The organism is Streptomyces sp. NPDC048111 (assembly GCF_043202815.1).
Classification (GTDB): domain Bacteria; phylum Actinomycetota; class Actinomycetes; order Streptomycetales; family Streptomycetaceae; genus Streptomyces.
This window is the reverse complement of sequence record NZ_JBIDBD010000033.1, coordinates 42,255-64,316: the sequence shown is the minus strand read 5'-3', so window position 1 is coordinate 64,316 and position 22,062 is coordinate 42,255. Positions and strand designations below refer to the sequence as shown.

Genomic DNA, 22,062 nt, shown 5'->3' with positions numbered 1-22,062 from the left:
GCTCGTCCTCAATCGCCGGACGGGCTGAGGATGCGCATGCTGGCCCGCACCGGTCCTGCCAGGGGCGCGGGGAACTGCGCGAGAAGCGACCACGGTCCGCACACGACCGAGGGTTTAGGGGCGCGGGGAACTGCGCGACCAGCCACGCACGGTGCCGGCCCGGCAGCGGGTTCAGGGGCGCGGGGAACTGCGCAAAGGACCCGGCGCGGCCCGCCCCCTCGGGCAACCCGCACCCCAGGCAACCGCGCCCCCGCGCCCTACCCGTCCAGCATGGACAACGTCGCATTGGACGGGAAGCTCGTGGTCAGGGAGGCCGCGACGGACTCCGCGTCGCGCAGTGCCCGTACCGCGTTGGACCACGTCAGCTTCGCCAGGTCCGCCGAGGACCAGCCGCGCGAGAGCAGCTCGGCCACCAGGTTCGGGTAGCCGGAGACGTCGTCCAGGCCGGCGGGCGTGAAGGCGGTGCCGTCGAAGTCGCCGCCGATGCCGATGTGGTCGACCCCGGCCACCTCCCGCATGTGGTCCAGATGGTCCGCCACCGTCGCGGCCGTGGCGATCGGCCGCGGATTCGCCGCCTCGAACGCCTCGTGGAGCTTCATCGCCTCCGGCGAGGTGTCCAGGTGGTGGAGCCCGTGCGCCCGCAGGTTCTCGTCCGCCGCCTGCGTCCACGCCACCGCCGCCGGCAGGATGAACTTCGGTACGAAGGTGGCCATGGCCACGCCCCCGTTGCCGGGCAGCTGGGCCAGCACGTCGTCGGGGATGTTGCGCGGGTGGTCGCAGATCGCCCGGGCGGAGGAGTGGGAGAAGATCACGGGCGCCGACGACGTCGACAGCGCGTCGCGCATCGTCGTCGCCGCCACGTGCGAGAGGTCCACCAGCATGCCGAGGCGGTTCATCTCGCGGACGACCTCTCGGCCGAAGGGCGAGAGCCCGCCGACGCGGGGCTCGTCCGTCGCCGAGTCCGCCCACGCGAGGTTGTCGTTGTGGGTCAGCGTCATGTAGCGCACGCCGAGCGCGTACAGGGCGCGCAGCGTGGCGAGGGAGTTGTTGATCGAGTGGCCGCCCTCGGCGCCCTTGAGGGAGGCGATGCGGCCCTCGGCGCGGGCCTTCTCCATGTCGTCCGCGGTGAGCGCGGGCGCCAGGTCGCCGGGGTGGCGGGCCAGCATCTGGTCGACGCAGTCGATCTGCTCCAGGGTCGCGCTGACCGCCTCGTCACCCGCGAGGTCGGTGCGTACGTACACCGACCAGAACTGCGCCCCGACCCCGCCGAGCCGCAGCCGGCCGAGGTCGGTGTGGGTGCGGCCGGTGAGGTCGGTCGCGATGTCGCAGCGCTCCAGGTCGTAGCGGACCTTCTCGCGCAGCGCCCAGGGGAGGTCGTTGTGGCCGTCGACCACGGGGTGGCGGGCGAGCAGGGCGCGGGCTTCTTCGAGGTGGCTCATGGGAGTCACTTTCCGAATCCGAAGGCGCCCGAACCCTCGACCTTGGTGCGCAGCCGCTTGCCCTTCTCGGTGGCCTGGTCGTTCAGCTCCTGCTGGAACTCCCGCATGCGGGTGAGGAGTTCGGCGTCCTGGGTGGCGAGGATGCGGGCCGCGAGCAGACCCGCGTTGCGCGCCCCGCCGACCGAGACGGTGGCGACCGGCACGCCCGCGGGCATCTGCACGATGGACAGCAGCGAGTCCATGCCGTCCAGGTACTTCAGGGGCACGGGCACGCCGATCACCGGGAGCGGGGTCACCGAGGCGAGCATGCCCGGCAGGTGGGCCGCGCCGCCGGCGCCCGCGATGATCGCCTTGAGGCCGCGGCCCGCGGCCTCCTCGCCGTACGCGATCATCTCGCGCGGCATGCGGTGCGCGGAGACGACGTCGACCTCATAGCGGATCTCGAACTCGTCGAGCGCCTTGGCGGCGGCCTCCATGACCGGCCAGTCGGAGTCCGAACCCATGACGATGCCGACGACGGGACCGTTGACAGGAGTGGCGCTCATTCGGTGATCGTTCCTCTGAGGTAGTCGGCCGCGTGGCGGGCCCGCTCGCGGACCTCCGCGAGGTCGTCGCCGTACGTGTTGACGTGGCCCACCTTGCGGCCGGGCTTCACTTCCTTGCCGTACATGTGGATCTTGAGCTGCGGGTCCCGGGCCATGCAGTGCAGGTACGCGTAGTACATGTCGGGGTAGTCGCCGCCGAGCACGTTGCACATCACGGTCCACTTCGACCGAGGGCGCGGGTCGCCCAGGGGCAGGTCGAGGACGGCGCGGACGTGGTTGGCGAACTGCGAGGTGATCGCGCCGTCCTGGGTCCAGTGGCCGGAGTTGTGCGGGCGCATCGCCAGCTCGTTGACGAGGACGCGCCCGTCGCGGGTCTCGAAGAGTTCGACCGCGAGGTGGCCGACGACGCCGAGCTCCTCGGCGATGCGCAGGGCGAGCTGCTGGGCCTCGCCCGCCAGCTCGTCGTCCAGGTCGGGCGCGGGGGCGATCACGGTGTCGCACACGCCGTCCACCTGGATCGACTCGACGACGGGGTAGGCCACCGCCTGGCCGTGCGGGGAGCGCACGACATTGGCCGCGAGCTCCCGCACGAAGTCGACCTTCTCCTCGGCGAGCACGTCGACGCCCGCCTTGAAGGCGTCGGCCGCGTCCGCCTCGGAGCGTACGAACCACACGCCCTTGCCGTCGTAGCCGCCCACCACCGTCTTGAGGATGACGGGGTAGCCGTCGCCCTCCTCGGCGAACCGCGACACGTCGGCCGGGTCGGCCACGATGCGGTGACGGGGGCAGGGCGCGCCGATCGTGCTGAGGCGGGCGCGCATCACCCCCTTGTCGTGGGCGTGCACCAACGCGTCGGGCCCCGGCCGGACGACGACGCCGTCCGCTTCCAGGGCCCGCAGATGCTCGGTGGGCACGTGCTCGTGATCGAAGGTGATCACGTCACAGCCGCGCGCGAAGTCACGCAGCGTGTCCAGGTCGCGATAGTCGCCGACGACGACCTCGCTCACCACCTGGGCCGCCGAGTCCTGCGGGGTGTCACTGAGGAGCTTGAATCTGATGCCGAGGGGGATGCCCGCCTCGTGGGTCATGCGGGCGAGCTGACCGCCGCCGACCATGCCGACTACCGGGAACGTCACGCCCCCAGGGTATCCGCCGCCCCGGCGGGCCTTCCATGGGCCGGTTCCCGGGGCCGGAACGCGGGTACCCACGGGCATCGCGCCAGGGGGGTGGTTAGCATGGGCGGGTTGACTGGCACGACAAGCACACCGACAGGCACACCGACTCCGACAGGGCTGGCGATCACCATGAGTGCACAGGGCGCATCGCCGTCGCGGCTGCGACTGCTCGTACGCGAGGTCGCCAAGTTCGGCGCCGTGGGCGGTCTCGGGGTGCTCGTGAACATGGGCGCCTTCAACCTGCTGCGGCACTCCACGGAGCTCCAGGTGGTGCGGGCCAGCCTGCTGGCGACCGCCATCGCGATCACGTTCAACTACCTGGGGTTCCGCTACTTCACCTACCGCGACCGCGAGAAGAGCGGCCGGGCCCGTGAGCTGACCCTGTTCCTGCTGTTCAGCGTGGTCGGCGCGGTGATCGAGAACGGCATCCTGTACGCGGCGACGTACGGCTTCGGCTGGAACAGCCCGTGGCAGAACAACTTCTTCAAGTTCCTCGGCATCGGGCTCGGCACCCTGTTCCGGTTCTGGTCCTACCGCACCTGGGTCTTCCGCGCCCTCCCGGCCCGGGAGGCAGTACAGACGGCGGAATCGTTTCTCGACGACCCCCGCCCCGCCGTCCCCGCCAAGCGCTGACGTCGAGCGTTGACGCCGAGCGCTGACCCCGAGGGCCGCGGCCCCGGGCGCCGGCCCGGGCGCAGGCCCCGGCCCGTCCCGGCCCTGCTCAGCGGATCGTCGTCGTGGACTCCGGGTCCCGGCGCCCGCGGGCCTCGCGGCTGAGGAACAGCGCGAACACGGCCGGCTGCTGCTGGAGCATCTCCAGGCGGCCCCCGTCCGCCTCCGCGAGGTCACGGGCGACCGCGAGGCCGATGCCCGTGGAGTTGCGTCCGCTGATGGTCCGCTCGAAGATCCGGGCGCCGAGGTCGGGCGGCACGCCCGGGCCCTCGTCGGTGACCTCCACGACGGCCTGGTTGCCGGTGACGCGGGTGCGGACCGCGACCGTGCCGCCGCCGTGCATCAGCGAGTTCTCGATCAGCGCGGCCAGCACCTGGGCGACCGCGCCCGGCGTGCCGACCGCCTTCAGACCGGACTTGCCGGAGCGCACGATCGCGCGGCCGGCGCTGCGGTAGGCCGGGCGCCACTCCTCCAGCTGCTGCTTGACCACCTCGTCCAGCGAGAAGACCACGGCCGAACCGGTGCGCGGATCACGGCTGTTGGTGAGGAGGCGCTCCACCACGTCGGTGAGCCGCTCCACCTGCGTGAGCGCGATCGTGGCCTCCTCCTTGACCGTGTCGAGGTCGTCGGTGAGGGCGATCTCCTCCAGCCGCATGGACAGCGCGGTCAGCGGTGTGCGCAGCTGGTGCGAGGCGTCCGCGGCGAGCCGCCGCTCGGCGGTCAGCATCCGCCCGATGCGGTCGGCCGACGAGTCGAGCACATCGGCGACCCGGTCGAGCTCGGGCACCCCGTACCTCTTGTGCCGCGGGCGCGGGTCGCCCGAGCCGAGGCGCTCGGCGGTCTCGGCGAGGTCGGTGAGCGGGGAGGCCAGCTTGTTGGCCTGGCGTACGGCGAGGAGCACCGCGGACACGATGGCGAGCAGGGCCACCGCGCCGATGATGAGCAGGGTGCGCCCGACCTCCTTGGTGACCGTCGAGCGGGGCTCCTCGACCAGGACGGACTCGCCGCGCTCGCCCACGGCGGTGCCCTTGATGACGGTGCCCTCGGGCTTCTGCCCGATCTGGATCACCGGGCGGCCCGGGATGGAGATCCGGGCGTACCGCTTGGGGTCGATCTGCTCGTTCAGGACCTGCGCGTTGATCGTCTCGTTCGCCAGGGTGCGGCTGTCGACGACGGAGACCAGCCGCAGCGCCTCGGAGTCGACGCTCTCCTGGGCGCTGCTGCTGATGGTGCGGGTCTCGACGATGACGAGCGAGACGCCGAAGACCGCGATCACCACGAGGACGACGGCGAGTGTGGAGTTGATCAGCCGGCGGCGCATCTGTCCCGGTGCTCTAGCTCTTCTCGAAGCGGAAGCCGACTCCGCGGACGGTGGCGATGTAGCGCGGGTTGGCCGCGTCGTCGCCGAGCTTCTTGCGCAGCCACGAGATGTGCATGTCGAGCGTCTTGGTGGAGGACCACCAGGTGGTGTCCCACACCTCGCGCATCAGCTGGTCACGCGTCACGACCCGGCCCGCGTCGCGCACCAGGACGCGCAGCAGGTCGAACTCCTTGGCGGTCAGCTGGAGCTCCTCGTCGCCCATCCAGGCGCGGTGCGACTCGACGTCGATCCGCACGCCGTGGGTGGCGGGCTGGGGCGCCGGCTCGGTGGCGCCGCGGCGCAGCAGCGCCCGGACCCGCGCGAGGAGTTCGGCCAGCCGGAAGGGCTTGGTCACGTAGTCGTCGGCGCCGGCGTCCAGGCCGACCACGGTGTCCACCTCGTCGGCGCGGGCGGTGAGCACGAGGATGGGGACGGTGTGTCCCTCGGAGCGCAGCCTCCGGGCGACTTCGAGGCCGTCCATGCCGGGAAGCCCCAGGTCGAGCACGACCAGGTCGGCGCCCCCCTGCAGTCCGGCGTCGAGGGCGGTCGGGCCGTCCTCGCGCACCTCGACCTCGTAACCCTCCCTGCGCAGGGCGCGGGCCAGTGGCTCCGAGATGGACGCGTCGTCCTCGGCGAGCAGTACACGGGTCATGGGGGTGATGGTAGTCCGCGGCGGCGACAATGCGTCAGGTGATCCACCCACCCTGCGGGTCTATGGAGCGATCTTGTTTGACACCTTCGAATCAGGGTCATTGGTTCCAGGGATGCCTGTGATCCATCTCTCAAGTCCTTCCATATGCCGCACTGTGGTGACGTATGGTGTCCCGACGCCTATAGCACTACTCAAGGACCTTTGGCCTGCTTGGCGCGCCAAGGGTCTCTTTTCTGCACAGGATTGGCTTTGCCAGTCTTGACGTTCGGTGAATGACCTACGGGCCGGGCCCCAGCGCGAAGAAGCGCACGGGGTGTGGATCCCGGTGTGGTCTGTCCTTCCCGCGCTCCCCCACGGAGCCGGACCCCAAAGGCGTTGGGGGGACAGCCCCCATGCCGGTGCCGGCCCTCCCCCACCGGGCGCGACTCAACGCTCACGAAGCGCGCGTCCCGAGCAAGCAAGGATCGACCATGGCGTCCAGCCTGACGAAGGACTCCGCCAGTACCCCTGGCACCGAGAAGACCTTCTTCGGCCACCCCCGCGGCCTGGCCACTCTCTTCATGACCGAGATGTGGGAGCGCTTCTCCTACTACGGCATGCGTGCGCTTCTCATCTACTACCTGGTCTCGGGCGGCGCCGACGCCGCCACGGGCAGCCAGGGCGGCGGCCTGGCCATGACCACCGCGACGGCGACGGCGATCTACTCCGTCTACGTCTCGATGGTCTACCTGATGGCGATGCCGGGCGGATGGTTCGGCGACCGCGTCTGGGGCGCCCGCAAGACGGTCGCCATCGCCGGTTTCGTGATCATGGCGGGTCACGCCTCGCTCGCGATCCCCGGCCAGGCGATGTTCTTCGTCGGCCTGATCCTGGTCGCGGTCGGCTCCGGTCTCCTCAAGGCCAACATCTCCACGATGGTCGGCCACCTGTACGACGGCCCCGAGGACCCGCGCCGCGACGGCGGCTTCACGCTGTTCTACGTCGGCATCAACCTCGGCGCCTTCGTGGCCCCGTTCGTGGTCGGCACGATCGGCAAGGAGCACAACTGGCACCTGGGCTTCGCGCTCGCCGCGGTCGGCATGGGCCTGGGTCTGACCCAGTTCCTCGTCGGCACGCGCAACCTGAGCGAGAAGAGCAGCGTCGTTCCGAACCCGCTGAGCGCGCAGGAGCGCAAGGGCATCCTCGTCAAGGTCGTCCTCGCCACCCTGGCCGTGGCGGTCTTCTACGGCGCCGTCGTGGCCCTCGGCGCGTACACGCTGAACTGGGCGCTGGTCCCGCTGACGCTGGCCGGTCTGCTCATCCCGGTCGCCGTCCTGACGCGCATCAAGCGCGACAAGGAGCTGTCGGCCACCGAGCAGACGAAGATGAGCGCCTACATCTGGTTCTTCATCGCTGCCGCCGTCTTCTGGATGATCTACGACCAGGGCGGCTCCACGCTGTCGCTGTTCGCGGACGACAAGACCGCCGACTCCGTGTTCGGCCTCGGCTTCTCGGCCACCTGGTACCAGTCGCTGAACCCGCTGTTCGTGATGGCGCTCGCGCCGGTCTTCGCGTGGCTGTGGCTCTGGCTGGCCCGCAAGAACCAGGAGCCCAACACCATCGTGAAGTTCGCGATGGGCCTGGTCCTGGTCGGTGCGTCGTTCTTCGTCTTCATCGTCCCGATGAACATGGCGGGCGACGGCACCAAGGTCAGCCCGATGTGGCTGGTGTCGATCTACATGATCCAGACGATCGGCGAGCTGTGCCTGTCCCCGGTCGGCCTCTCGGTCACCACGAAGATGGCGCCGCAGAAGTACGCCTCGCAGATGATGGGCATCTGGTTCCTCGCGGTCACCGCGGGTGACTGTGTCACGGGCCTGCTGTCCCTGGGCGGTGTCAGCCTGAACGGCGTCGGGGTCATCGGCCTCGAAGCGGCCGCGGCCGTCGTCGCGGGTCTGGCGGTCTACATGTACCGCAGCAAGGTCAAGGTGATGATGGGCAGCGTCCACTGACGCAACCCCCGCACCGCAAGGGCCGCCGCACCGGGAGGTGCGGCGGCCCCTTCGCTTTCCGGGGCGGGTCTCAGCGCGTGCCGCGCAACCGCCGCCACGGGGTGAACGTGAAGACCGCGCCGCCGAGCAGCAGCACCGTGCCCGCGACCAGGCCGAGGGCGCGCAGGGCGCCGTTGTCGCTCGCACCGGTCTGGGCGAGGCCGCCCGAGGACGAGGTGCCCGCCGAGCCGGACGTGCCCGCGGAACCGGACGTGCCCGCCGTGCCGGTGCCGCCCGCGGCGCCGCCCGGCTGGGCCGCGGTGTCCAGTTCCAGGGAGACCGGGGCCGCACCCGAGACCTTGCACGGGATGTGGATCGGGGAGCCGCCCAGGGTGACGTCGATGGACAGGTCGCCCGGACTGAGCGTGGACTTGCCGGAGGCGCCCGGCTTGTAGGTGCCCGTCATGTCGGTCAGGCTGACCGGCGCCCCCGACTTGATCGGGTCGGGGTTGGCCGGGCCCGTGACGGTCACCGAGCCCTTGTCCGCACCGCCGACGACGACCTGCATGGACGGCTTGAGCGCGCCCGCCGGGAGGTCGGCCGGGCTGTTCATGACGCCCTTGGCCATGGTGACGGTGAGGGCGTAACTCCCGCCGCTCTTCTTGGCGTTGATGGTCGCCTTGCCCTGGATGTTCGCCGGACCGGGCGGGGTGCAGGCGAAGGTGACGGCGACCTCCTTGCCGGGGAAGTCGCTCTGGCCGCCGCTGCCGCCGGTGGTGGCGCCGGAGCTGCCGCCGGAGGTGGTGGCCCCCGTCGTACCGCCCGAGGCCGTCGTGCCGCCGGAGGTGGTCGCGCCGGTGGTGCCGCCGGACGTGGTCGCCCCCGTCGTGCCGGACGTCGTCGCGCCGGTGGTGCCGGAGGTCGTGGCGCCCGTCGTGCCGCCCGACGTGGTACCGCCCGACGTCGTGCCTCCGCTCGTCGTTCCGCCGGAGGCACCCCCCGCGTCCGTCACCTTGATCGTCGCGCCGGCCCCGACCGCCTCCTTCGGCGAGCACTTGGTGTCGGTCGACATGATCTGGTTGACGTTGATGTTGTACGCGCCGGGCGTCAGGGTGACGTCGCCCGCTTTGGTGAGCTTCAGCTTGGCCGTCATGTCCGAGAGGACCATCGGGCTGTTCTTGGGGATCGGCGGGTTCGTGCGCGGCCCCTTCATCGCGAGGTCGGCGCTCTGCGCGCCCGCCGCCTTGAGGGTGCCCGTGGGCTGGACGACGTCCTTGTTGAGGTCGAGGACGTTCGGGTTGTTCGACGCGGCCTGGGTGAACTTCCAGACGACGTCCACCTCGTCGCCGACCTTGGCCGTGGCGGGCGCGGTGATCTGCACCTTCGTCGTGCCCTCGACCGGCGGCAGACCGGAGATGGACGGCGGTATGCACTCGGTGGCGTACGAGACTTCGGCTGCCTGTGCGGGACCTGCGGCCAGCATGATCCCCGCGCCGCCGAGCATCAGCGCGAGACCGGCCGCGCTCATCCTCCGTTGCGTGGTCACGTAGTTCCCTTCGTCGTGAACGTCATGGACGGTTGGGGTGGTTCTCGGACGGTGCGGAGTCGGGGGTGAACCACGGCAGCGCGGCCGTGGTCGGGTGCGCGGCGCCGGGCTCGTGCCGGGCCGGTTCGGCGGGCGCCGCCGCCGTGGGGTCCGGAGCGCGCCCGGTCCTCGGCAGCCGGGCGGTCACGTCGGACAGCCGCACGCCGCGGTGGCGGGGCGCTCGGGGCCGGCCCGGGATCCGCGGGCGCACCCGGTCGACGACGGCCATGCCGATGCGGAAGAGCGCGGCGGGCACCACCAGGCAGAGCAGGATCCAGAAGAGGGTGACGCCCCAGGGGCGGTCCACCCCCCACGGCTCGGTGGCGAGCAGCTTCTTGGCGTACTGGAGCGAGACCTGGTAGTCGCCGTGGGCGCCGGCCGACAGCTCGAAATCGAGCTTGACCTCGGCCTTCTGGCCGGGCGCGATGGTGCCCTTCCACTGCCGGTCCTCCCACTGCGGCGCGAACACGCCGTGGGCGGTGCCGAGTTGGAAGACGGGATCCTTGACGGGCGACGTGCCGAGGTTGCCGACGGTGAAGACCAGGGTGCGGGCGGGCGGCGCGCCGAACCAGGTCAGCAGGGAGCTGCTGCCGTCCAGACGCGGCTCGGTGAGCACCGCGAGCCGCCCCTCTCCGGAGACCGGCAGCGGCGCCACCGGGTGACCGGTGATCCTCAACTCGGTGTCCACGACGGCCTGTTCACCCTGCACGGTGGCCACATGGACCACGCAGGGGCAGGGTTTCGGCGGTGCGGCGGCCGGCAGCACCTTGCTGAAGGCTCCGCCGCCGTCCGTGGTGACGGCCTGGCCGTCGGCGTTGGCGCAGGAGTTGGTGCCGCCGGTGACGCCGAGCTCGGGCGTGGACTGCCCGCACACCAGGAGCATGAGCAGCGCCCCCGGCCGCCAGCCCTTGCCGGTGACCGTGAGATCGGCCCCCTTGGCGGCCTCCGCCCGGGACAGCGTGACGCCGGGCGCGGGCTTCTCGGGCGCCGCCCAGGAAGGCCCGGCGGCGGGCACGGCCAGCACGGCCAGCACCGCGGACAGCAGCAGGGCGAGGGCGGCGCCCCTGGGGCGTGGCTTCACTGAACGGCTCCTGTCTGCGCCAACTCGGGCTCTGGTACGGCCGGTTCGTCCGCTGCGGCAGCACGGCCGCGCCGGCGCCGCGCGGTCCACCCGGGCCCGGACCCCCGGCCGCGCCGGCGCCGGACGATGTGCAGGGCGCCCGCCGCCGCGCCGAGCAGCACCGGAGCGGCTGTGGCGACCGCGCCCCGGGAGACGAAGACGGCGTCGGCCCGGGCCGTCGCGCGGGCGCCGCCGCCGGCGGTCACATCGAGGCGGACGGCGACCCGGTCGAGGGCGGGCGGGTGCGCCCAGGGCTCGCTCAGCTCGACGCGCTGTCCGGGCAGCAGCTCGACGGGCAGCGCCTTGGCGGGCCGGTCCAGGGCGCGCCCGAACACCCCGTCGGCGTGCAGCGCCAGGCGCGGGGCCAGGGTGGTGCTGCCGCGGTTGACCAGGGCGTAGCGGATCAGACCGCGCGCGGTGTCGACGCGTACGGCCTCGACGGTCAGGGCGCTCAACGCGGGCCCGGAGACCCGGAGTTGGACGCGGGTCGCCTGCGTGCGGCCGGCCGCGGTGGCGACGAGGGCGGCCGGATGGTCGCCCGGCCCGGCGCCGGGAGGCACGGTGACGGCGAACGGCACGTCGGCGCGGGTGTGCGGCGGGATCCGCACCTCGGACGCGGCCAGGGCGATCCAGGGGTCGGGGCTGTCGTCCGCCGCGATGTTCCCGTCGGCGGCGTTGCGGGCGGCGGCGGCGCGCAGGGTCAGGGTGAGGGGGGCGTCGGAGGGGTTGCTCAGCGCCAGGGTGTCCTGGAGGACCGCGCCGGGTGCGCCCTCCAGATAGAAACAGGGCCGCGCGCCGGCGCTCCCGGAGCCGGATGCGGGCGCGGCGGTCCACTCCCCGCCCCGGGCCGGTGCGGCCTGCGCGGCGGGCGCCGGGAGCGCGCACAGCAGCAGGACCAGGGCCGGCAGGGCCAGGCGGATCGGACGCATCGGCGGCTCCTCGGGTGCGGGGCGGTGCCCCGCGGCGGGCGGTACGGGCGGGAGGGGTCAGGCCCGCCGACCGCGGCGGGTCAGCCAGAGCACTCCGGCCGCGCCGACCAGGACGACGGTGGCGCCGAGCGTGCCGAGGGCGACCGCGGAGTCGAGGGGCCCGGTCTTGGGCAGCGCCGCCGGGGCGCCGCCGCTCGTACTGCCCCCGCTCGTACTGCCGCCGCTCGTGGTGCCCCCGCCGCCCGCCGCGGTGACGTCCAGTTCGAGGGAGGGCCGGGGGCTGTTGCTCGCGGTGCAGGTGGTCACGGTGCCCAGCGCCTTGATGGTGAGGACGCCCGCGGTGAGCGTGACCTTGCCGCTGCCCTTCGGTACGTAGGTGCCCGACAAGTCACTGATCTTGATGGGGGAGTTGGCGGGGATCTCCGCGGTGTTGGCGGGGCCCTTGACCGCGATGGTGCCCTTGTCGGCGCCGCCGAGGTCGATCAGCGCGCTGGGGTTCATCGCGCCCGCGCCGAGCGCGACCGGGCTGGAGGAGACGCCCTTCTGGAAGGTCATCGTCACCTGGTACGAACTGCCGGTCTTGACCGCCTTGATGTCGATGGGCGAGACGGCGCTCTTCGCCCCGATCGGCGTCTTGCAGTCGTAGTTGACGTCCACGACGGACGCCTGGGCCGCGGGCGCGGTGATCAGCACCACCGAGCCCGCCACCGCCGTCGCCAGCGCGAGGGCTGTCCTCTTCCGGTACGACACCTCAAGTTCCCCTTATGGCCGGTCGGTCCGAGGCCCGCCGCATTACTGACGGCGCATCAGATTGGGCGCTCAAGGTACGCCGGGGACCTTGCGGAGGGAAGACAAGGGACGGGGCCGGATCAGGGTCCGGACATGCCGACGGACCGGCGGAGGAAACCGCCGGTCACCGTAAGGGGTGGTGCCGTCGCGTCGCGGGCCGGGGCCCGCCGATCACCGAACCGGAGTTACGCGGGTGCCGCGAGTTCCGCCCACACCGTCTTGCCGGGCGCCCCGGGCGTGCGCACCACGCCCCAGTCCAGACAGAGCCGCTGCACGATGAACATGCCGTGACCCCCGGGCCGTCCCGCGCGGTGCGGGGTGCGCGGCGCGGGCTGGCCCGAGCCCAGGTCGCTGACCTCGAGACGCAGCACCTTCGCGGTGCGCGAGACGCGCAGCCCTTCGGGGCCCTCGGCGTGCAGGCAGGCGTTGGTGACCAGCTCGGAGACGACGAGCAGCACGTCTTCGCAGGCGGCCCGGCCCTCCGCGGTGGCCGCCGGGAGCCAGCCCCAGTCGTAGAGGGCCTGCCGGGCGAAATCGCGGGCCATCGGGACGATGCCGCTCGCCCCGGTGAGCGCGAGAACGCGCGCGGACACGACGGCGTCCGCGCCGTCGTTTTCGGACGGCACGTCGCCCGGCCCGGCGCCTTGGGACTCGGGCCCGCGGTCGCCCGGAGCCTGCTCCCGGGTGGTGCTCATCAGCGCTTCACCTCACCGATTCGCCAATGTCTTCAGTCTGCTCTCCTGCCCGAACGAATCGGTGTCAGTCACACAGAGCCGTATCCAGCGAATCATGCACAGTGAAGACCGCCTCCGCCCCCGTGATCTCGAATACCCGCGCCACCACCGGCTGCATGGCCACCAGGTGCACCCCGCCGCCCAGCTCCTCCGCCTTGAGGCGGGCGCCGAGCAGCACGTTCAGTCCGGTGGAGTCGCAGAACTCCAGCTGTGAGCAGTCGACGACGAGCCGGGTGCGTCCCTGACCGAGGGCCTCTTCCAGGGGTTCCCTGAGCAGATCCGCCGTGTGGTGATCAAGCTCACCCGCCGGAGTCAGAACCTCGCTGGAGCCCACGGTGCGGACTCCGACCCGGAGCCGGCCCCGATTCGTGCTGCCGACCGTGCCGCGGTCCATGCCGTCCCTCTTCGCCGATTCGTCGTAACTTCCCAAGAACACTACGCCTTCCCTACGTCTTCTGGAAGCCGAACATCACGCCAAAGCGGACATGTACGGACAAAGAAGCCTTGCGAGAGCCTACTTAAAGCGGGTAGGGGTAGGAGAGACAGCTATTCAACACGACCGGCCACGGAGGCGCCGCACACCGCGGACAACACGTATGGGCATCGGCAGCCATATGCCGAGAACGATGGAGGAGACCCATGTCACCCCGGCTCGACGAATCGTATGCGGATACGTCGATCACGCAGGAACCGCAGGACATCCGCCCCCCACACGCACGATCGCAGGAAACCGAGGGACTTGAGGGACTTCCCGAGATCCCGCCCTTCGCCGAGGTCGGCCCGGTCGACGCACGCGCTCTGTCCAAGACGCTCTTCGCCCGTCTCGACGCGCTCGAAGAGGGCACGCACGAGCACGCCTACGTGCGCAACACCCTGGTCGAACTGAACCTCGCCCTGGTCAAGTTCGCCGCATCGCGCTTCCGCTCCCGCAGCGAGCCGATGGAGGACATCATCCAGGTCGGCACGATCGGCCTGATCAAGGCCATCGACCGCTTCGAGTACGACCGCGGGGTGGAGTTCCCCACCTTCGCGATGCCGACCATCGTCGGCGAGATCAAGCGCTTCTTCCGCGACACCTCCTGGTCGGTGCGGGTGCCGCGCAGACTCCAGGAACTCCGCCTGGACCTCGCCAAGGCGGGCGACGAACTCGCCCAGCAGCTGGACCGCTCGGCCACGGTGGGCGAGCTCGCCGAACGCCTCGGCATCACCAAGGAAGAAGTCGTCGAAGGGATGGCGGCGAGCAACGCGTACACCGCCAGCTCGCTCGACGCCCAGCCCGAGGAGGACGACTCCGAGGGCGCGCTCGGCGACCGCATCGGCTACGAGGACCACGACCTCGAAGGCGTCGAGTACATCGAGTCGCTGAAGCCCCTGATCGCCGGACTCCCCGCGCGCGACCGGAAGATCCTCTCGCTGCGCTTCGTCGCCAACATGACGCAGTCCGAGATCGGCGAGGAGCTCGGCATCTCCCAGATGCACGTCTCCCGGCTGCTCTCGCGCACCCTGCGCAAGCTCCGCAAGGGGCTGACGCTCGACGAGTGAACACCGCCGTCCGCCGGGGCCCGTACCGTCAAGGTGCGGGCCCCGGCGCGTTGTTGACGAAGCGGTGCGCACTGGGTCACATTGACTGCTGGGGATGCGGGGGGTCTGGGGGGACTTCATGGCGTACGGACGGCTCGAAGCGGCGATGCGCGAACGGCTGGGGCGTGAGTGCCTCTATGTGCCGTCCTGCCGCCTCGGTCTGTACGTCGCGCTCCGGCACTGGTGCCCGCCGGGCGGCCGGGTGCTGATGTCGCCGGTCAACGACGACGTGATCTTCTTCGTGGTGCTGGCGGCCGGGCTGAGGCCCGTCCAGGCGCCGCTCGACCCCCGCGACGGCTCGATCGACCCGGCCGCCGTCCCCGCGGCGCTCTGGCCCACGCTGTCCGCCGTGCTCACCACCAATCTGTACGGCAACCCCGACCCGGCGCCCGAACTGGCCTCCCGCTGCGCCCTGTTGGGCATCCCGCTCATCGAGGACGCGGCCCACGCGATCGGCAGCGAGGTGGGCGGGCGCAAGGTCGGCACCTTCGGGCAGGCCTCCGTCTTCAGCCTCTCCAAGCACACCGCCGCCAAGGCCGGCGGCTTCCTCACCGTCGCCGACCCGGGTCTGCGCGAGGCGCTCGCCAAGGCCCGCGACGCGCTCCTCGCCCCCCGCGCCCCGGGCGCCGAACTCGCCTACTGGGCACGGCCGTACGCCGAGGCGGCGGTCCGCGGACTGCGCCTGGCCCCCGCCGCCTGGGCGGTGCTCAGGATGCTCGGACAGCAGGAGCGCGAGGACATCCGCATGGCGCTGCGCCCCGAGGAGCTGGGCCACGCCGTCTCCGTCGCGCCGAACCTGGCGGCCTTCCACTCCTGGGCCCGGGTCGACATGCACGACTACCGGGCGACGCCCGGCCGGGGCCGACTCGCCCGGATCGGCCGAAGACTCGGCAGGCTCGACGGCGTCCTGGACGCGCACCGCGCGGGCACCGAGCGGCTGCTCGCCACCGAGTGGGCCCGCCCCGGGGCCGGCCCGGCGCAGCCCCTGTTCCGGGTACCGCTGCTGGTCGAGGACCGCGACGCCGCCCGCGCGGCGCTCGCCCGCGCGCGCATCACGGTGGGCTACCTGTACGACCCGCCGCTCGACGACTACGCGGGCGCGGCCTTCACCGACCCCTCCCCCGCGCCGGCGCCGGGCCGCTGGTTCGCCCGGCACGCCCTGCCCGTCGACCCGCTGAAGGCGGCCCGCACCGTCGAGGTGCTGCGCGCGGCGGGCGTACGGCCCGCGAGGGGCGGCCCCGCCGGTGGCTGACACGGCCGGATCCGAGATCGAGGACCGCACCGCGGTGCCGCCCGACCGGGCCGCCGACAACGCGCCGGGGCCCCCCGCCGACGGCGCCGACTCCATGTTCCGCAACGCCTACGCGCTGATGCTCTCCACGGCCGTCTCGGCCGCCCTCGGCCTCGGCTTCTGGCTGGTCGCGGCCCGCTACTACAGCGAGGAGGCCGTCGGCCAGGGCTCGGCGGCCATCGCCGCGATGAAGCTGCTCGCCTCCCTCACCGCCACCACCATGATCGGCGCGGTGGTGCGCTACGTGCCGCGGGCCGGGCGCTCCACCGGGCTCCTGGTGCGCCGCGCCTATACGGCCAGCACCGTGGTCGTGACGCTCGCCTGTGTCGTGTTCCTGTTCACGCTGCCGCTGTGGGGGCCCTCGTACGCCCCCCTCTCCGGGCTCACCGCCGGGGCGCTCTTCACGGTGTCCTCGGTGGCCTGGGCCGTCCTCACGCTCCAGGACGGCGTCCTGACCGGTCTGCGCAAGGCGATCTGGGTGCCGGTCGGCAACGCCGTGTTCTCGCTCGGCAAGCTGCTCCTGCTCGCCGTGTTCTCGGCGCTCGCGCTCGGCGTCTTCGTGTCGTGGGCCGCGGCGACCGCGCTGTCCGTCCTGCCGCTCGGCTGGCTGGTCTTCCGGCGTCTGATCCCCGCACAGGCCGCCGCCGACCGCGACCGGCCGGTCCCCGAACTGCGCGAGATCGGCCGCTTCCTGGCCGGCGACTCGGTCGGCGCGCTGTTCTCCCTCGCCATGATCAACCTGCTGCCCGTGATGGTCGCCGTCCGCTTCCCGGCCGCCCAGAACGGCTTCTTCTTCATCGCGTACACGGTCGGCGGGACCATGGAGTTCATGGCCATCAACATGGCCTCCTCGCTCACCGCGCACTCCTCGCACAGCCCCGACAGGCTCGCCGACGGGGTGCGCGGCGCGCTGCGCCGGATGGCGCTGCTGCTCATCCCGGTCGTCCTGTTCCTCGTCGTGTTCGCCCGCCGGATCCTCGGCCCGTTCGGCGACGACTACGCCCGGCACGGCACGCTGGTCCTGCAACTGCTGGCCGTGGCCGCGATCCCCCGGGTCGCCGTCGAGCTGTACATCGGGGTCCTGCGCGTGCAGGGCCGCACCGGGATGCTGGCGCTCCTCCAGGGCGCGATGTGCGCCCTGGTCCTCGGCAGCGCCGCGGTGCTGCTCGGCGGGTTCGGCATCTCCGGGGCGGGCTGGGCCCAGCTGTGCGCGATGAGCGTGATGGCGCTGTGCTGTGTGCCGGGACTGCGCGCCGCGCTCGCAGGACGCGCCGCACCGCACCCGCCACGCTCACCCAAGTCCGAGGAGTTCGGCACCAGTTGGGCCCGCCGGGCCCAGGCGGCCAGGACCGAGGAGGCCCAGGAGTACGGGACGCGCTGGGCCACGCAGACCGCGTATCTGCGCGGCGGCATGGACACCGCGACGCCCGCGCTCGGCATCCCCGTGTACGTCCCCGGTGCCCGCCCCGAACAGGGCTCGGCGACCACCCTGCACCTGCGTCTGCCGCCCGACCCTGCGGCCCGCGAGAGCGACGAGTCACGGCTCGCGACCGCCCTGTGGCTGCTGCTCGGCCTCGCCTCGGGGCTGTTCTGGGTGCCCCTGTCCCGCGCCGCGGACGTCGCCGACCCCCGGCTCAACGGCGCCGGGCTGCTGTCCGCGCTGCCGCCCGTCAGCCTGACCGCCGGGGTGCTGCTCATCGTGGTGTACAGCGCGGCCGTCTCCCTCTACCGGCCGCGTCCCGCGCTGCTCGCGGCGGGCCTGGGGGTGACGTTCGCCGGGCTGCACACCGCGCCGGTCATCCTCGGCGTACCGCCCGATCCGCTCTCCGGTCCCTGGCACGCCGAGCTGGCCCGCTTCCTCGCCGAAACGGCGGGGCTCGCCGGCCAGAGCGGCGTCGAACGCTGGCTCCCGCTGCCCCTGCACCTGCTGTGCCTGGGCCTGGCCGCGGTCGCCCTGCGGGCGCTCGGGGCGCACTGGCGGATCACGGCGGTGCTGGTGTGGGTCCTCACGGTCGTGGGCTGGGCTGCGCAGGGGGCGTTCGCGGGGGTGGGGCTTGTGGTGTTCGCGGGGTGGTGCGCGGTGGCGGCGGCGTCCGTGGTCCACCGCTGCTTCGCCCCGGGCCCGCCGGGCTAGGGCGCGCCCCTCACTTCACCCGCTTCCCCCGCTCGGCGGCGCCCCGGGTCGCGGCGGGCAGGGGGAGGCCCGGGAAGGCGCAGGCGACGGTCGAGAACGCGGCCAGTGAGAGGAGGAAGGCGGTCGCCGAGAAGCCGTGCACGAGGAAGAGGCACGTGGACACGAGCGCCCCGAACGACAGGCTGAGCGGGGCGGCCAGGGCGAGGGCCTCAAGCCGGGCGCCGGGACGCAGCGCGGTGGGCTGCGGGTACAGCAGGGCGAAGCCGGGGCCCAGCGTCACGAACAGCAGTACGGGGATCCAGCGGGGTGGGCCTGCCGCGGGCAGAGCCGTCGCCGCCAGCGCGATCCACCCCGACAGGGCGACCCCGCCCCTGATCCAGCCCTGCGACTGAGCGACCCCGCCCCTGATCCAGCCCTGCGCCCGTGCCATGCGCCCACCTCCCGTAAGTACCCCGGCCGAACCGCCGAGTCCCGCCTGTGCCCGGGGTACGCGCAGTTCCCCGCGCCCCTGGTGTGCTGGTGTGCTGGTGTGCTGGTGTGCCCGGGGTACGCGCAGTTCCCCGCGCCCCAAAACCGTCGGCCGTCTGCGGACCGCGGTCGCTTCTCGCGCAGTTCCCCGCGCCCCTGGCAGCACCGGTGTGCCCGGGGTACGCGCAGTTCCCCGCGCCCCTGGGGTGCTGGTGTGCCCGGAGTACGCGCAGTTCCCCGCGCCCCAAAACCGTCGGCCGTGTGCAGACCGTGCTCGCTCCTCGCGCAGTTCCCCGCGCCCCCAAACCGTCGGCCGTGTGCAGACCGCGGTCGCTCCTCGCGCAGTTCCCCGCGCCCCTGGCGGCACCGGTGCTGGCCCGCACCGGCAACCTCAGCCCGTCCGGCGATTGAGGACGAGCGCCGTTCAGGCGCGATCGGGGTCTGGGGCGGAGCCCCAGGGGGCCGGGCCTCTCGGTGCCCGTCACGGGCGGGTGGGTGGGCGAGCGCCTCCGGGGTCTGGGGCGGAGCCCCAGGAGCCTGAGCCCGGGGCGGAGGCCCGGCGGGGTCAGTGGGGGCGGGGGGCCACGTATTGCAGCACCGTGCCGTAGGCATTTTCGTCCACCACCCTGAACCTCGGCGAAGCCACAAGCTTGGACCGCAGCTCCGCAAACCCCCCGGCCGGCAACAACCCCTCCCCCGCCGTGTACACATCCTGCGTCCGCGTGAGGATGAAGTACACCGGCCTCCCGTCCTGCGGCAGCTGCGGCACCAGATACCCCACCGGATCCCGCAGCATGATCGCGTTCTGCGGCTCCTCCTGCTCGGCCACGTACCAGTGCTCCAGCTGGTCGTAGCGGTGCAGCGCCTGCGGGAAGGACCCGGTGACCGCGAGGATCATCGAACCCTTGGGCGCGTTGTCGAGGACCCGGGTCACCATCGCCGTCTCGGCCGGCGGCGTGTAGTACATCCGCTCCTTGCCGTAGTACGCCGGAACGAACCCGGCGACCAGCAGCACCAGCACCACCGGCAGCGCCACGGCGCCGATCCGCCGCCGCACCCCCGGCCGCACCCGCACCCGTATCCGCGCCCGCACCCGTGCCCATGTCCGCACCCCGGACCAGAACCGCGACCACGACCGGCCGCCCCGACCCTCCGCCGGCCCACCCTCGGCACCCGGTTGCCCCGCCGCCGGCCCGGCCGCTTCCGCCCCGGCCGGCGCCGGAACCACCGCCGCCGGAACCACCACCGCCGGCACCAGCGCCGCCGCCGCGAAGAACGCCGCCCCCGGCAGCCCGAACAGATAGACCCGGAAGAGCATTTCGCCGCCGTAGTCGTTGACCGCGAACAGCGGCACCGGGGCCACCGACACCAGGAGCAGCGGCAGCGCGCTGCGGGTCAGCCGGCGCCGCAGGACCACCGCGACGGCCGCGAGCCCGGCCACCGCGAGCACCATCACCACGTCCGCGCGCCCCTGCAACACCGGTCCGGTGCCGGTGAGTTCACCCGCGTACCCGGCCCGGGAGTTGTTGAGGAGGTTGCCCACGGACTCCTTGAGCGAGGAGAGCGTCTCCACGAAGAGCGGACGGCCCATCGTGACGTCCCAGATCAGCATGATCACGGCCGTCACGACGAGCAGACCGGGATTGCGGTAGCGCCGGGTCAGATTGAGCGCGACCAGGGCGACGCACAGCATCACCGGGGTCAGCTGGTGGGTGAAGTTGATGGCGGCGATCAGCGGGGCGAGGATCACGACGCAGACCGCGCGCTGGCGCCCCGTGGTGGGCGGCGGCACCGCGGCCGCCGCCGGGTCGAGGTGGGCCCGCGAGCGCAGTTCGCCCGCGGCCCCGGGGCGTACGAAGTGGCGGAAGACCACGGCGAGCACGGCCAGGTCGAGGATCAGGGCGAGGCCCTGGGGCGAGAAGTAGTCCTGGCCGACCCAGTTGGCCACCTCGAAGATCCACACCCCGGTCCACACCAGGCGCCAGTCCTCGGCGAAGGTGCGGTAGACGAGGACGAGGACCGGGATGAGCACGACCCCGTAGAACAGCGGGGCCCAGTTGAGGTAGGACGCCGCGGTGTCGACGCCGAACGCCCGCACCAGGCCCGCGTTGAGCGTGAAGAATCCGGGCCACTGGTCGTACGCCGCCATGTTGCCGGACAGTGGCACCCCGGGCCGCAGCTCCTGGTTGGCGAGGAGGTGGTTGACGACCGCGTCGTGCTTGGAGGCCCAGGGGTAGCGCACCGCGTCGTAGAGGATCGAGGTGGGTGCCTTGAGCGCGAAGAGCAGGGCCACGCTGTAGAGGCCGGGCCACCACGGCGCGGTGCCGGCCCGCCGCAGACTGACGACGAAGCCGGCGGTGAGCACGGCGAGCGAGAGGAAGAAGGCGGCGGGCAGCCGGTCGAGCAGGCCCCAGTCGTCCATGTGCCGGAAGTCGATGCGCGGCAGCGCGTACACCCATAGGGCGGTGGCGACGAGCAACGGGAGCCAGGTGAACAGGACTTGAAGACGTATCAGGTCCGAGGCGGACCGGCGCCGCGCGCCCTTCGCCGGGCCGTCCGCCGTCCGTTCGCCCTCCGCGTCCTCGGGGGGCCGCTGCGCGCTCCCCCGGGCCGGCGCGGGCACACGTTGCTGCACAGTGCGACTCCCCCCACGGATGTGGTCGCGGCCGTCAACGCCGCTGGTCCCTGGCTGTCCCCTTCAGCGCAGTATAGGAACACTCCCCGCTCCCGTGGGGTGGCCTCGCGAACGGGCCGGGCCTGCGGGCCGGCGCCGTGAACGCCCCCGGCCGAGGTCACCCCGCGAAGACCGGCCCCTTCACAACGGCCCTGGTCCGGCGGTAGAGCCGCCAGCCCACCGTCAGGGGCGAGTCGCGGTACGGGGCCGCCCGCGCCCCCTCGCCGCGCATCCACGCGGCGACATCGGCCGGGGTGTGGCCGCGGCGCACGATGAGCCGGGCGATGCGGTACGCCTCGTCGCGCTCGGAGCTGAGCGCGTGCCGCACCGCGACCGCCGTCGCGTACCCGGCCGCCCGGGCGGCCCTGCGCACGGCGGGGCTGTTGTAGCCGTGCGGATAGGCGAGGTGGTCGACGCAGTGGCCCAGCGCGTCCTCCAACACGGCTTTGGACGCGGTGAGTTCGTGCCGCAGAGCCGTCCGTCCCAGGGTGTCGAGCTGGGCGTGCGAGACGGTGTGCGCGCCGACCTCCAGGCCGTACGCCTCCAGGGACGCGGCCTGGTCGAGCGTCATCATCGGCGCGGGCGGCAGCAGGCTGCGGCGGCCGGGGGTGATCGCGCCGGTGGTGAGGTAGGCGGTCGCGGGCATGCCCCGCGCGGCGAGCGCCTCGGCGGTGCGGCCCGGCAGGTCGGCGAAGCCGTCGTCGAAGGTCAGCACGACGGGCCGGGGCGGCAGCGGGGCCCGCCCGGCGAGGTGGGCGGCGAGCGCGCCGATGGTGACGGGCGTGCGCCCGCTGTCGCGGATCACGTCGAGGTGGTCCTCCAACTGCCGTGGTGTGACGGTGAATTCGGCGATCCAGTTGGGCGGGTCCGCCATCACCGCGTGGTAGAGGAGCACCGGGATGCGGGAACCCGCGCCGCTCACCGCCCCCGCGCCGCTCACCGAT

General features: G+C 72.6%; 19 protein-coding genes. 5 read left to right on the top strand and 14 right to left on the bottom strand.

What is annotated here, in order from left to right:
- Nucleotides 1-257: 257 nt before the first annotated feature.
- Genes ACGF3I_RS31165 through ACGF3I_RS31155 form a run of 3 tightly spaced genes read right to left on the bottom strand, consistent with a single transcriptional unit; the run spans nucleotide 258 to nucleotide 3,120 of the window.
- Nucleotides 258-1,439 (bottom strand): dipeptidase, encoded by a 1,182-nt coding sequence (locus ACGF3I_RS31165; protein WP_393137905.1) that lies wholly within the window; start codon nucleotides 1,437-1,439, stop codon nucleotides 258-260.
- A gap of 5 nt (nucleotides 1,440-1,444) precedes the next feature.
- Nucleotides 1,445-1,984 carry a 5-(carboxyamino)imidazole ribonucleotide mutase gene (purE, locus tag ACGF3I_RS31160; protein ID WP_393137903.1) on the bottom strand — a complete coding sequence of 180 codons (540 nt, stop codon included), beginning with the start codon at nucleotides 1,982-1,984 and terminating at the stop codon, nucleotides 1,445-1,447.
- Nucleotides 1,981-3,120 carry a 5-(carboxyamino)imidazole ribonucleotide synthase gene (locus ACGF3I_RS31155; RefSeq protein ID WP_393137901.1) on the bottom strand — a complete coding sequence of 380 codons (1,140 nt, stop codon included), beginning with the start codon at nucleotides 3,118-3,120 and terminating at the stop codon, nucleotides 1,981-1,983. Before ACGF3I_RS31155 ends, purE begins: the two co-directional genes overlap by 4 nt.
- A 168-nt stretch (nucleotides 3,121-3,288) precedes the next feature.
- On the opposite strand from ACGF3I_RS31155, the gene ACGF3I_RS31150 reads away from it, so the two are divergent.
- Entirely contained in the window at nucleotides 3,289-3,792 is a 504-nt protein-coding gene (locus ACGF3I_RS31150) for a GtrA family protein (RefSeq protein ID WP_393137899.1), read from the top strand.
- Nucleotides 3,793-3,880: 88 nt separating this feature from the next.
- Here ACGF3I_RS31150 and ACGF3I_RS31145 read toward each other — a convergent pair whose 3' ends face one another.
- Entirely contained in the window at nucleotides 3,881-5,152 is a 1,272-nt protein-coding gene (locus tag ACGF3I_RS31145; protein ID WP_393137897.1) for an ATP-binding protein, read from the bottom strand.
- 13 nt (nucleotides 5,153-5,165) lie between these two features.
- Complete coding sequence (locus ACGF3I_RS31140) at nucleotides 5,166-5,843, bottom strand: response regulator transcription factor (RefSeq protein WP_100574199.1); 678 nt, start codon at nucleotides 5,841-5,843, stop codon at nucleotides 5,166-5,168.
- Between the two features lie 470 nt (nucleotides 5,844-6,313).
- Here ACGF3I_RS31140 and ACGF3I_RS31135 point away from each other — a divergent pair, with 470 nt between their 5' ends.
- Entirely contained in the window at nucleotides 6,314-7,834 is a 1,521-nt protein-coding gene (locus ACGF3I_RS31135) for a peptide MFS transporter (protein WP_393137895.1), read from the top strand.
- A 70-nt stretch (nucleotides 7,835-7,904) separates the two neighbouring features.
- Here ACGF3I_RS31135 and ACGF3I_RS31130 read toward each other — a convergent pair whose 3' ends face one another.
- The 6 genes from ACGF3I_RS31130 to ACGF3I_RS31105 all read right to left on the bottom strand — a co-directional run bounded on the left by ACGF3I_RS31130 (nucleotide 7,905) and on the right by ACGF3I_RS31105 (nucleotide 13,364).
- Nucleotides 7,905-9,341: a hypothetical protein gene (locus ACGF3I_RS31130; RefSeq protein ID WP_393137918.1), complete on the bottom strand. Its 1,437-nt coding sequence runs from the start codon at nucleotides 9,339-9,341 to the stop codon at nucleotides 7,905-7,907.
- A gap of 40 nt (nucleotides 9,342-9,381) precedes the next feature.
- The gene (locus ACGF3I_RS31125) at nucleotides 9,382-10,479 is read right to left on the bottom strand and encodes a hypothetical protein (RefSeq protein WP_393137894.1); all 1,098 of its coding nucleotides are present in this window, start codon (nucleotides 10,477-10,479) and stop codon (nucleotides 9,382-9,384) included.
- Nucleotides 10,476-11,447 carry a hypothetical protein gene (locus ACGF3I_RS31120; RefSeq protein WP_393137892.1) on the bottom strand — a complete coding sequence of 324 codons (972 nt, stop codon included), beginning with the start codon at nucleotides 11,445-11,447 and terminating at the stop codon, nucleotides 10,476-10,478. The genes ACGF3I_RS31125 and ACGF3I_RS31120 overlap by 4 nt, the downstream gene beginning before the upstream one ends.
- 57 nt (nucleotides 11,448-11,504) lie before the next feature.
- A complete protein-coding gene (locus ACGF3I_RS31115) occupies nucleotides 11,505-12,197 on the bottom strand; it encodes a peptidase (protein ID WP_393137890.1) in 693 nt (230 codons plus the stop codon).
- 224 nt (nucleotides 12,198-12,421) lie between these two features.
- Complete coding sequence (locus ACGF3I_RS31110; RefSeq protein WP_393137888.1) at nucleotides 12,422-12,931, bottom strand: ATP-binding protein; 510 nt, start codon at nucleotides 12,929-12,931, stop codon at nucleotides 12,422-12,424.
- Between the two features lie 64 nt (nucleotides 12,932-12,995).
- Nucleotides 12,996-13,364 (bottom strand): STAS domain-containing protein, encoded by a 369-nt coding sequence (locus tag ACGF3I_RS31105; protein WP_393137916.1) that lies wholly within the window; start codon nucleotides 13,362-13,364, stop codon nucleotides 12,996-12,998.
- 245 nt (nucleotides 13,365-13,609) lie between these two features.
- Here ACGF3I_RS31105 and ACGF3I_RS31100 point away from each other — a divergent pair, with 245 nt between their 5' ends.
- The 3 genes from ACGF3I_RS31100 to ACGF3I_RS31090 all read left to right on the top strand — a co-directional run bounded on the left by ACGF3I_RS31100 (nucleotide 13,610) and on the right by ACGF3I_RS31090 (nucleotide 17,976).
- Nucleotides 13,610-14,512, top strand: coding sequence for an RNA polymerase sigma factor SigF (locus ACGF3I_RS31100; protein ID WP_393137886.1), 903 nt, complete (start codon nucleotides 13,610-13,612; stop codon nucleotides 14,510-14,512).
- 94 nt (nucleotides 14,513-14,606) lie between these two features.
- Entirely contained in the window at nucleotides 14,607-15,803 is a 1,197-nt protein-coding gene (locus tag ACGF3I_RS31095) for a DegT/DnrJ/EryC1/StrS family aminotransferase (RefSeq protein WP_393137884.1), read from the top strand.
- Entirely contained in the window at nucleotides 15,796-17,976 is a 2,181-nt protein-coding gene (locus tag ACGF3I_RS31090) for a lipopolysaccharide biosynthesis protein (RefSeq protein WP_393137882.1), read from the top strand. The genes ACGF3I_RS31095 and ACGF3I_RS31090 overlap by 8 nt, the downstream gene beginning before the upstream one ends.
- A 10-nt stretch (nucleotides 17,977-17,986) precedes the next feature.
- Here the strand turns inward: ACGF3I_RS31090 and ACGF3I_RS31085 are convergent, their stop codons facing one another.
- The 3 genes from ACGF3I_RS31085 to ACGF3I_RS31075 all read right to left on the bottom strand — a co-directional run bounded on the left by ACGF3I_RS31085 (nucleotide 17,987) and on the right by ACGF3I_RS31075 (nucleotide 22,013).
- A complete protein-coding gene (locus tag ACGF3I_RS31085; protein WP_393137880.1) occupies nucleotides 17,987-18,406 on the bottom strand; it encodes a hypothetical protein in 420 nt (139 codons plus the stop codon).
- Nucleotides 18,407-19,009: 603 nt separating this feature from the next.
- Nucleotides 19,010-21,079 carry a hypothetical protein gene (locus ACGF3I_RS31080; protein WP_393137878.1) on the bottom strand — a complete coding sequence of 690 codons (2,070 nt, stop codon included), beginning with the start codon at nucleotides 21,077-21,079 and terminating at the stop codon, nucleotides 19,010-19,012.
- A gap of 157 nt (nucleotides 21,080-21,236) precedes the next feature.
- Nucleotides 21,237-22,013 (bottom strand): polysaccharide deacetylase family protein, encoded by a 777-nt coding sequence (locus ACGF3I_RS31075; protein ID WP_393137914.1) that lies wholly within the window; start codon nucleotides 22,011-22,013, stop codon nucleotides 21,237-21,239.
- Nucleotides 22,014-22,062 lie beyond the last annotated feature (49 nt).

Bases quoted from the DNA above. Each gene is read 5' to 3' on its own strand.
- ACGF3I_RS31165 (WP_393137905.1), bottom strand. From the start codon at position 1,439: ATGAGCCACCTCGAAGAAGCCCGCGCCCTGCTCGCCCGCCACCCCGTG.
- purE (WP_393137903.1), bottom strand. From the start codon at position 1,984: ATGAGCGCCACTCCTGTCAACGGTCCCGTCGTCGGCATCGTCATGGGT.
- ACGF3I_RS31150 (WP_393137899.1), top strand. From the start codon at position 3,289: ATGAGTGCACAGGGCGCATCGCCGTCGCGGCTGCGACTGCTCGTACGC.
- ACGF3I_RS31145 (WP_393137897.1), bottom strand. From the start codon at position 5,152: ATGCGCCGCCGGCTGATCAACTCCACACTCGCCGTCGTCCTCGTGGTG.
- ACGF3I_RS31140 (WP_100574199.1), bottom strand. From the start codon at position 5,843: ATGACCCGTGTACTGCTCGCCGAGGACGACGCGTCCATCTCGGAGCCA.
- ACGF3I_RS31135 (WP_393137895.1), top strand. From the start codon at position 6,314: ATGGCGTCCAGCCTGACGAAGGACTCCGCCAGTACCCCTGGCACCGAG.
- ACGF3I_RS31130 (WP_393137918.1), bottom strand. From the start codon at position 9,341: ATGAGCGCGGCCGGTCTCGCGCTGATGCTCGGCGGCGCGGGGATCATG.
- ACGF3I_RS31120 (WP_393137892.1), bottom strand. From the start codon at position 11,447: ATGCGTCCGATCCGCCTGGCCCTGCCGGCCCTGGTCCTGCTGCTGTGC.
- ACGF3I_RS31110 (WP_393137888.1), bottom strand. From the start codon at position 12,931: ATGAGCACCACCCGGGAGCAGGCTCCGGGCGACCGCGGGCCCGAGTCC.
- ACGF3I_RS31105 (WP_393137916.1), bottom strand. From the start codon at position 13,364: ATGGACCGCGGCACGGTCGGCAGCACGAATCGGGGCCGGCTCCGGGTC.
- ACGF3I_RS31100 (WP_393137886.1), top strand. From the start codon at position 13,610: ATGTCACCCCGGCTCGACGAATCGTATGCGGATACGTCGATCACGCAG.
- ACGF3I_RS31095 (WP_393137884.1), top strand. From the start codon at position 14,607: ATGCGGGGGGTCTGGGGGGACTTCATGGCGTACGGACGGCTCGAAGCG.
- ACGF3I_RS31085 (WP_393137880.1), bottom strand. From the start codon at position 18,406: ATGGCACGGGCGCAGGGCTGGATCAGGGGCGGGGTCGCTCAGTCGCAG.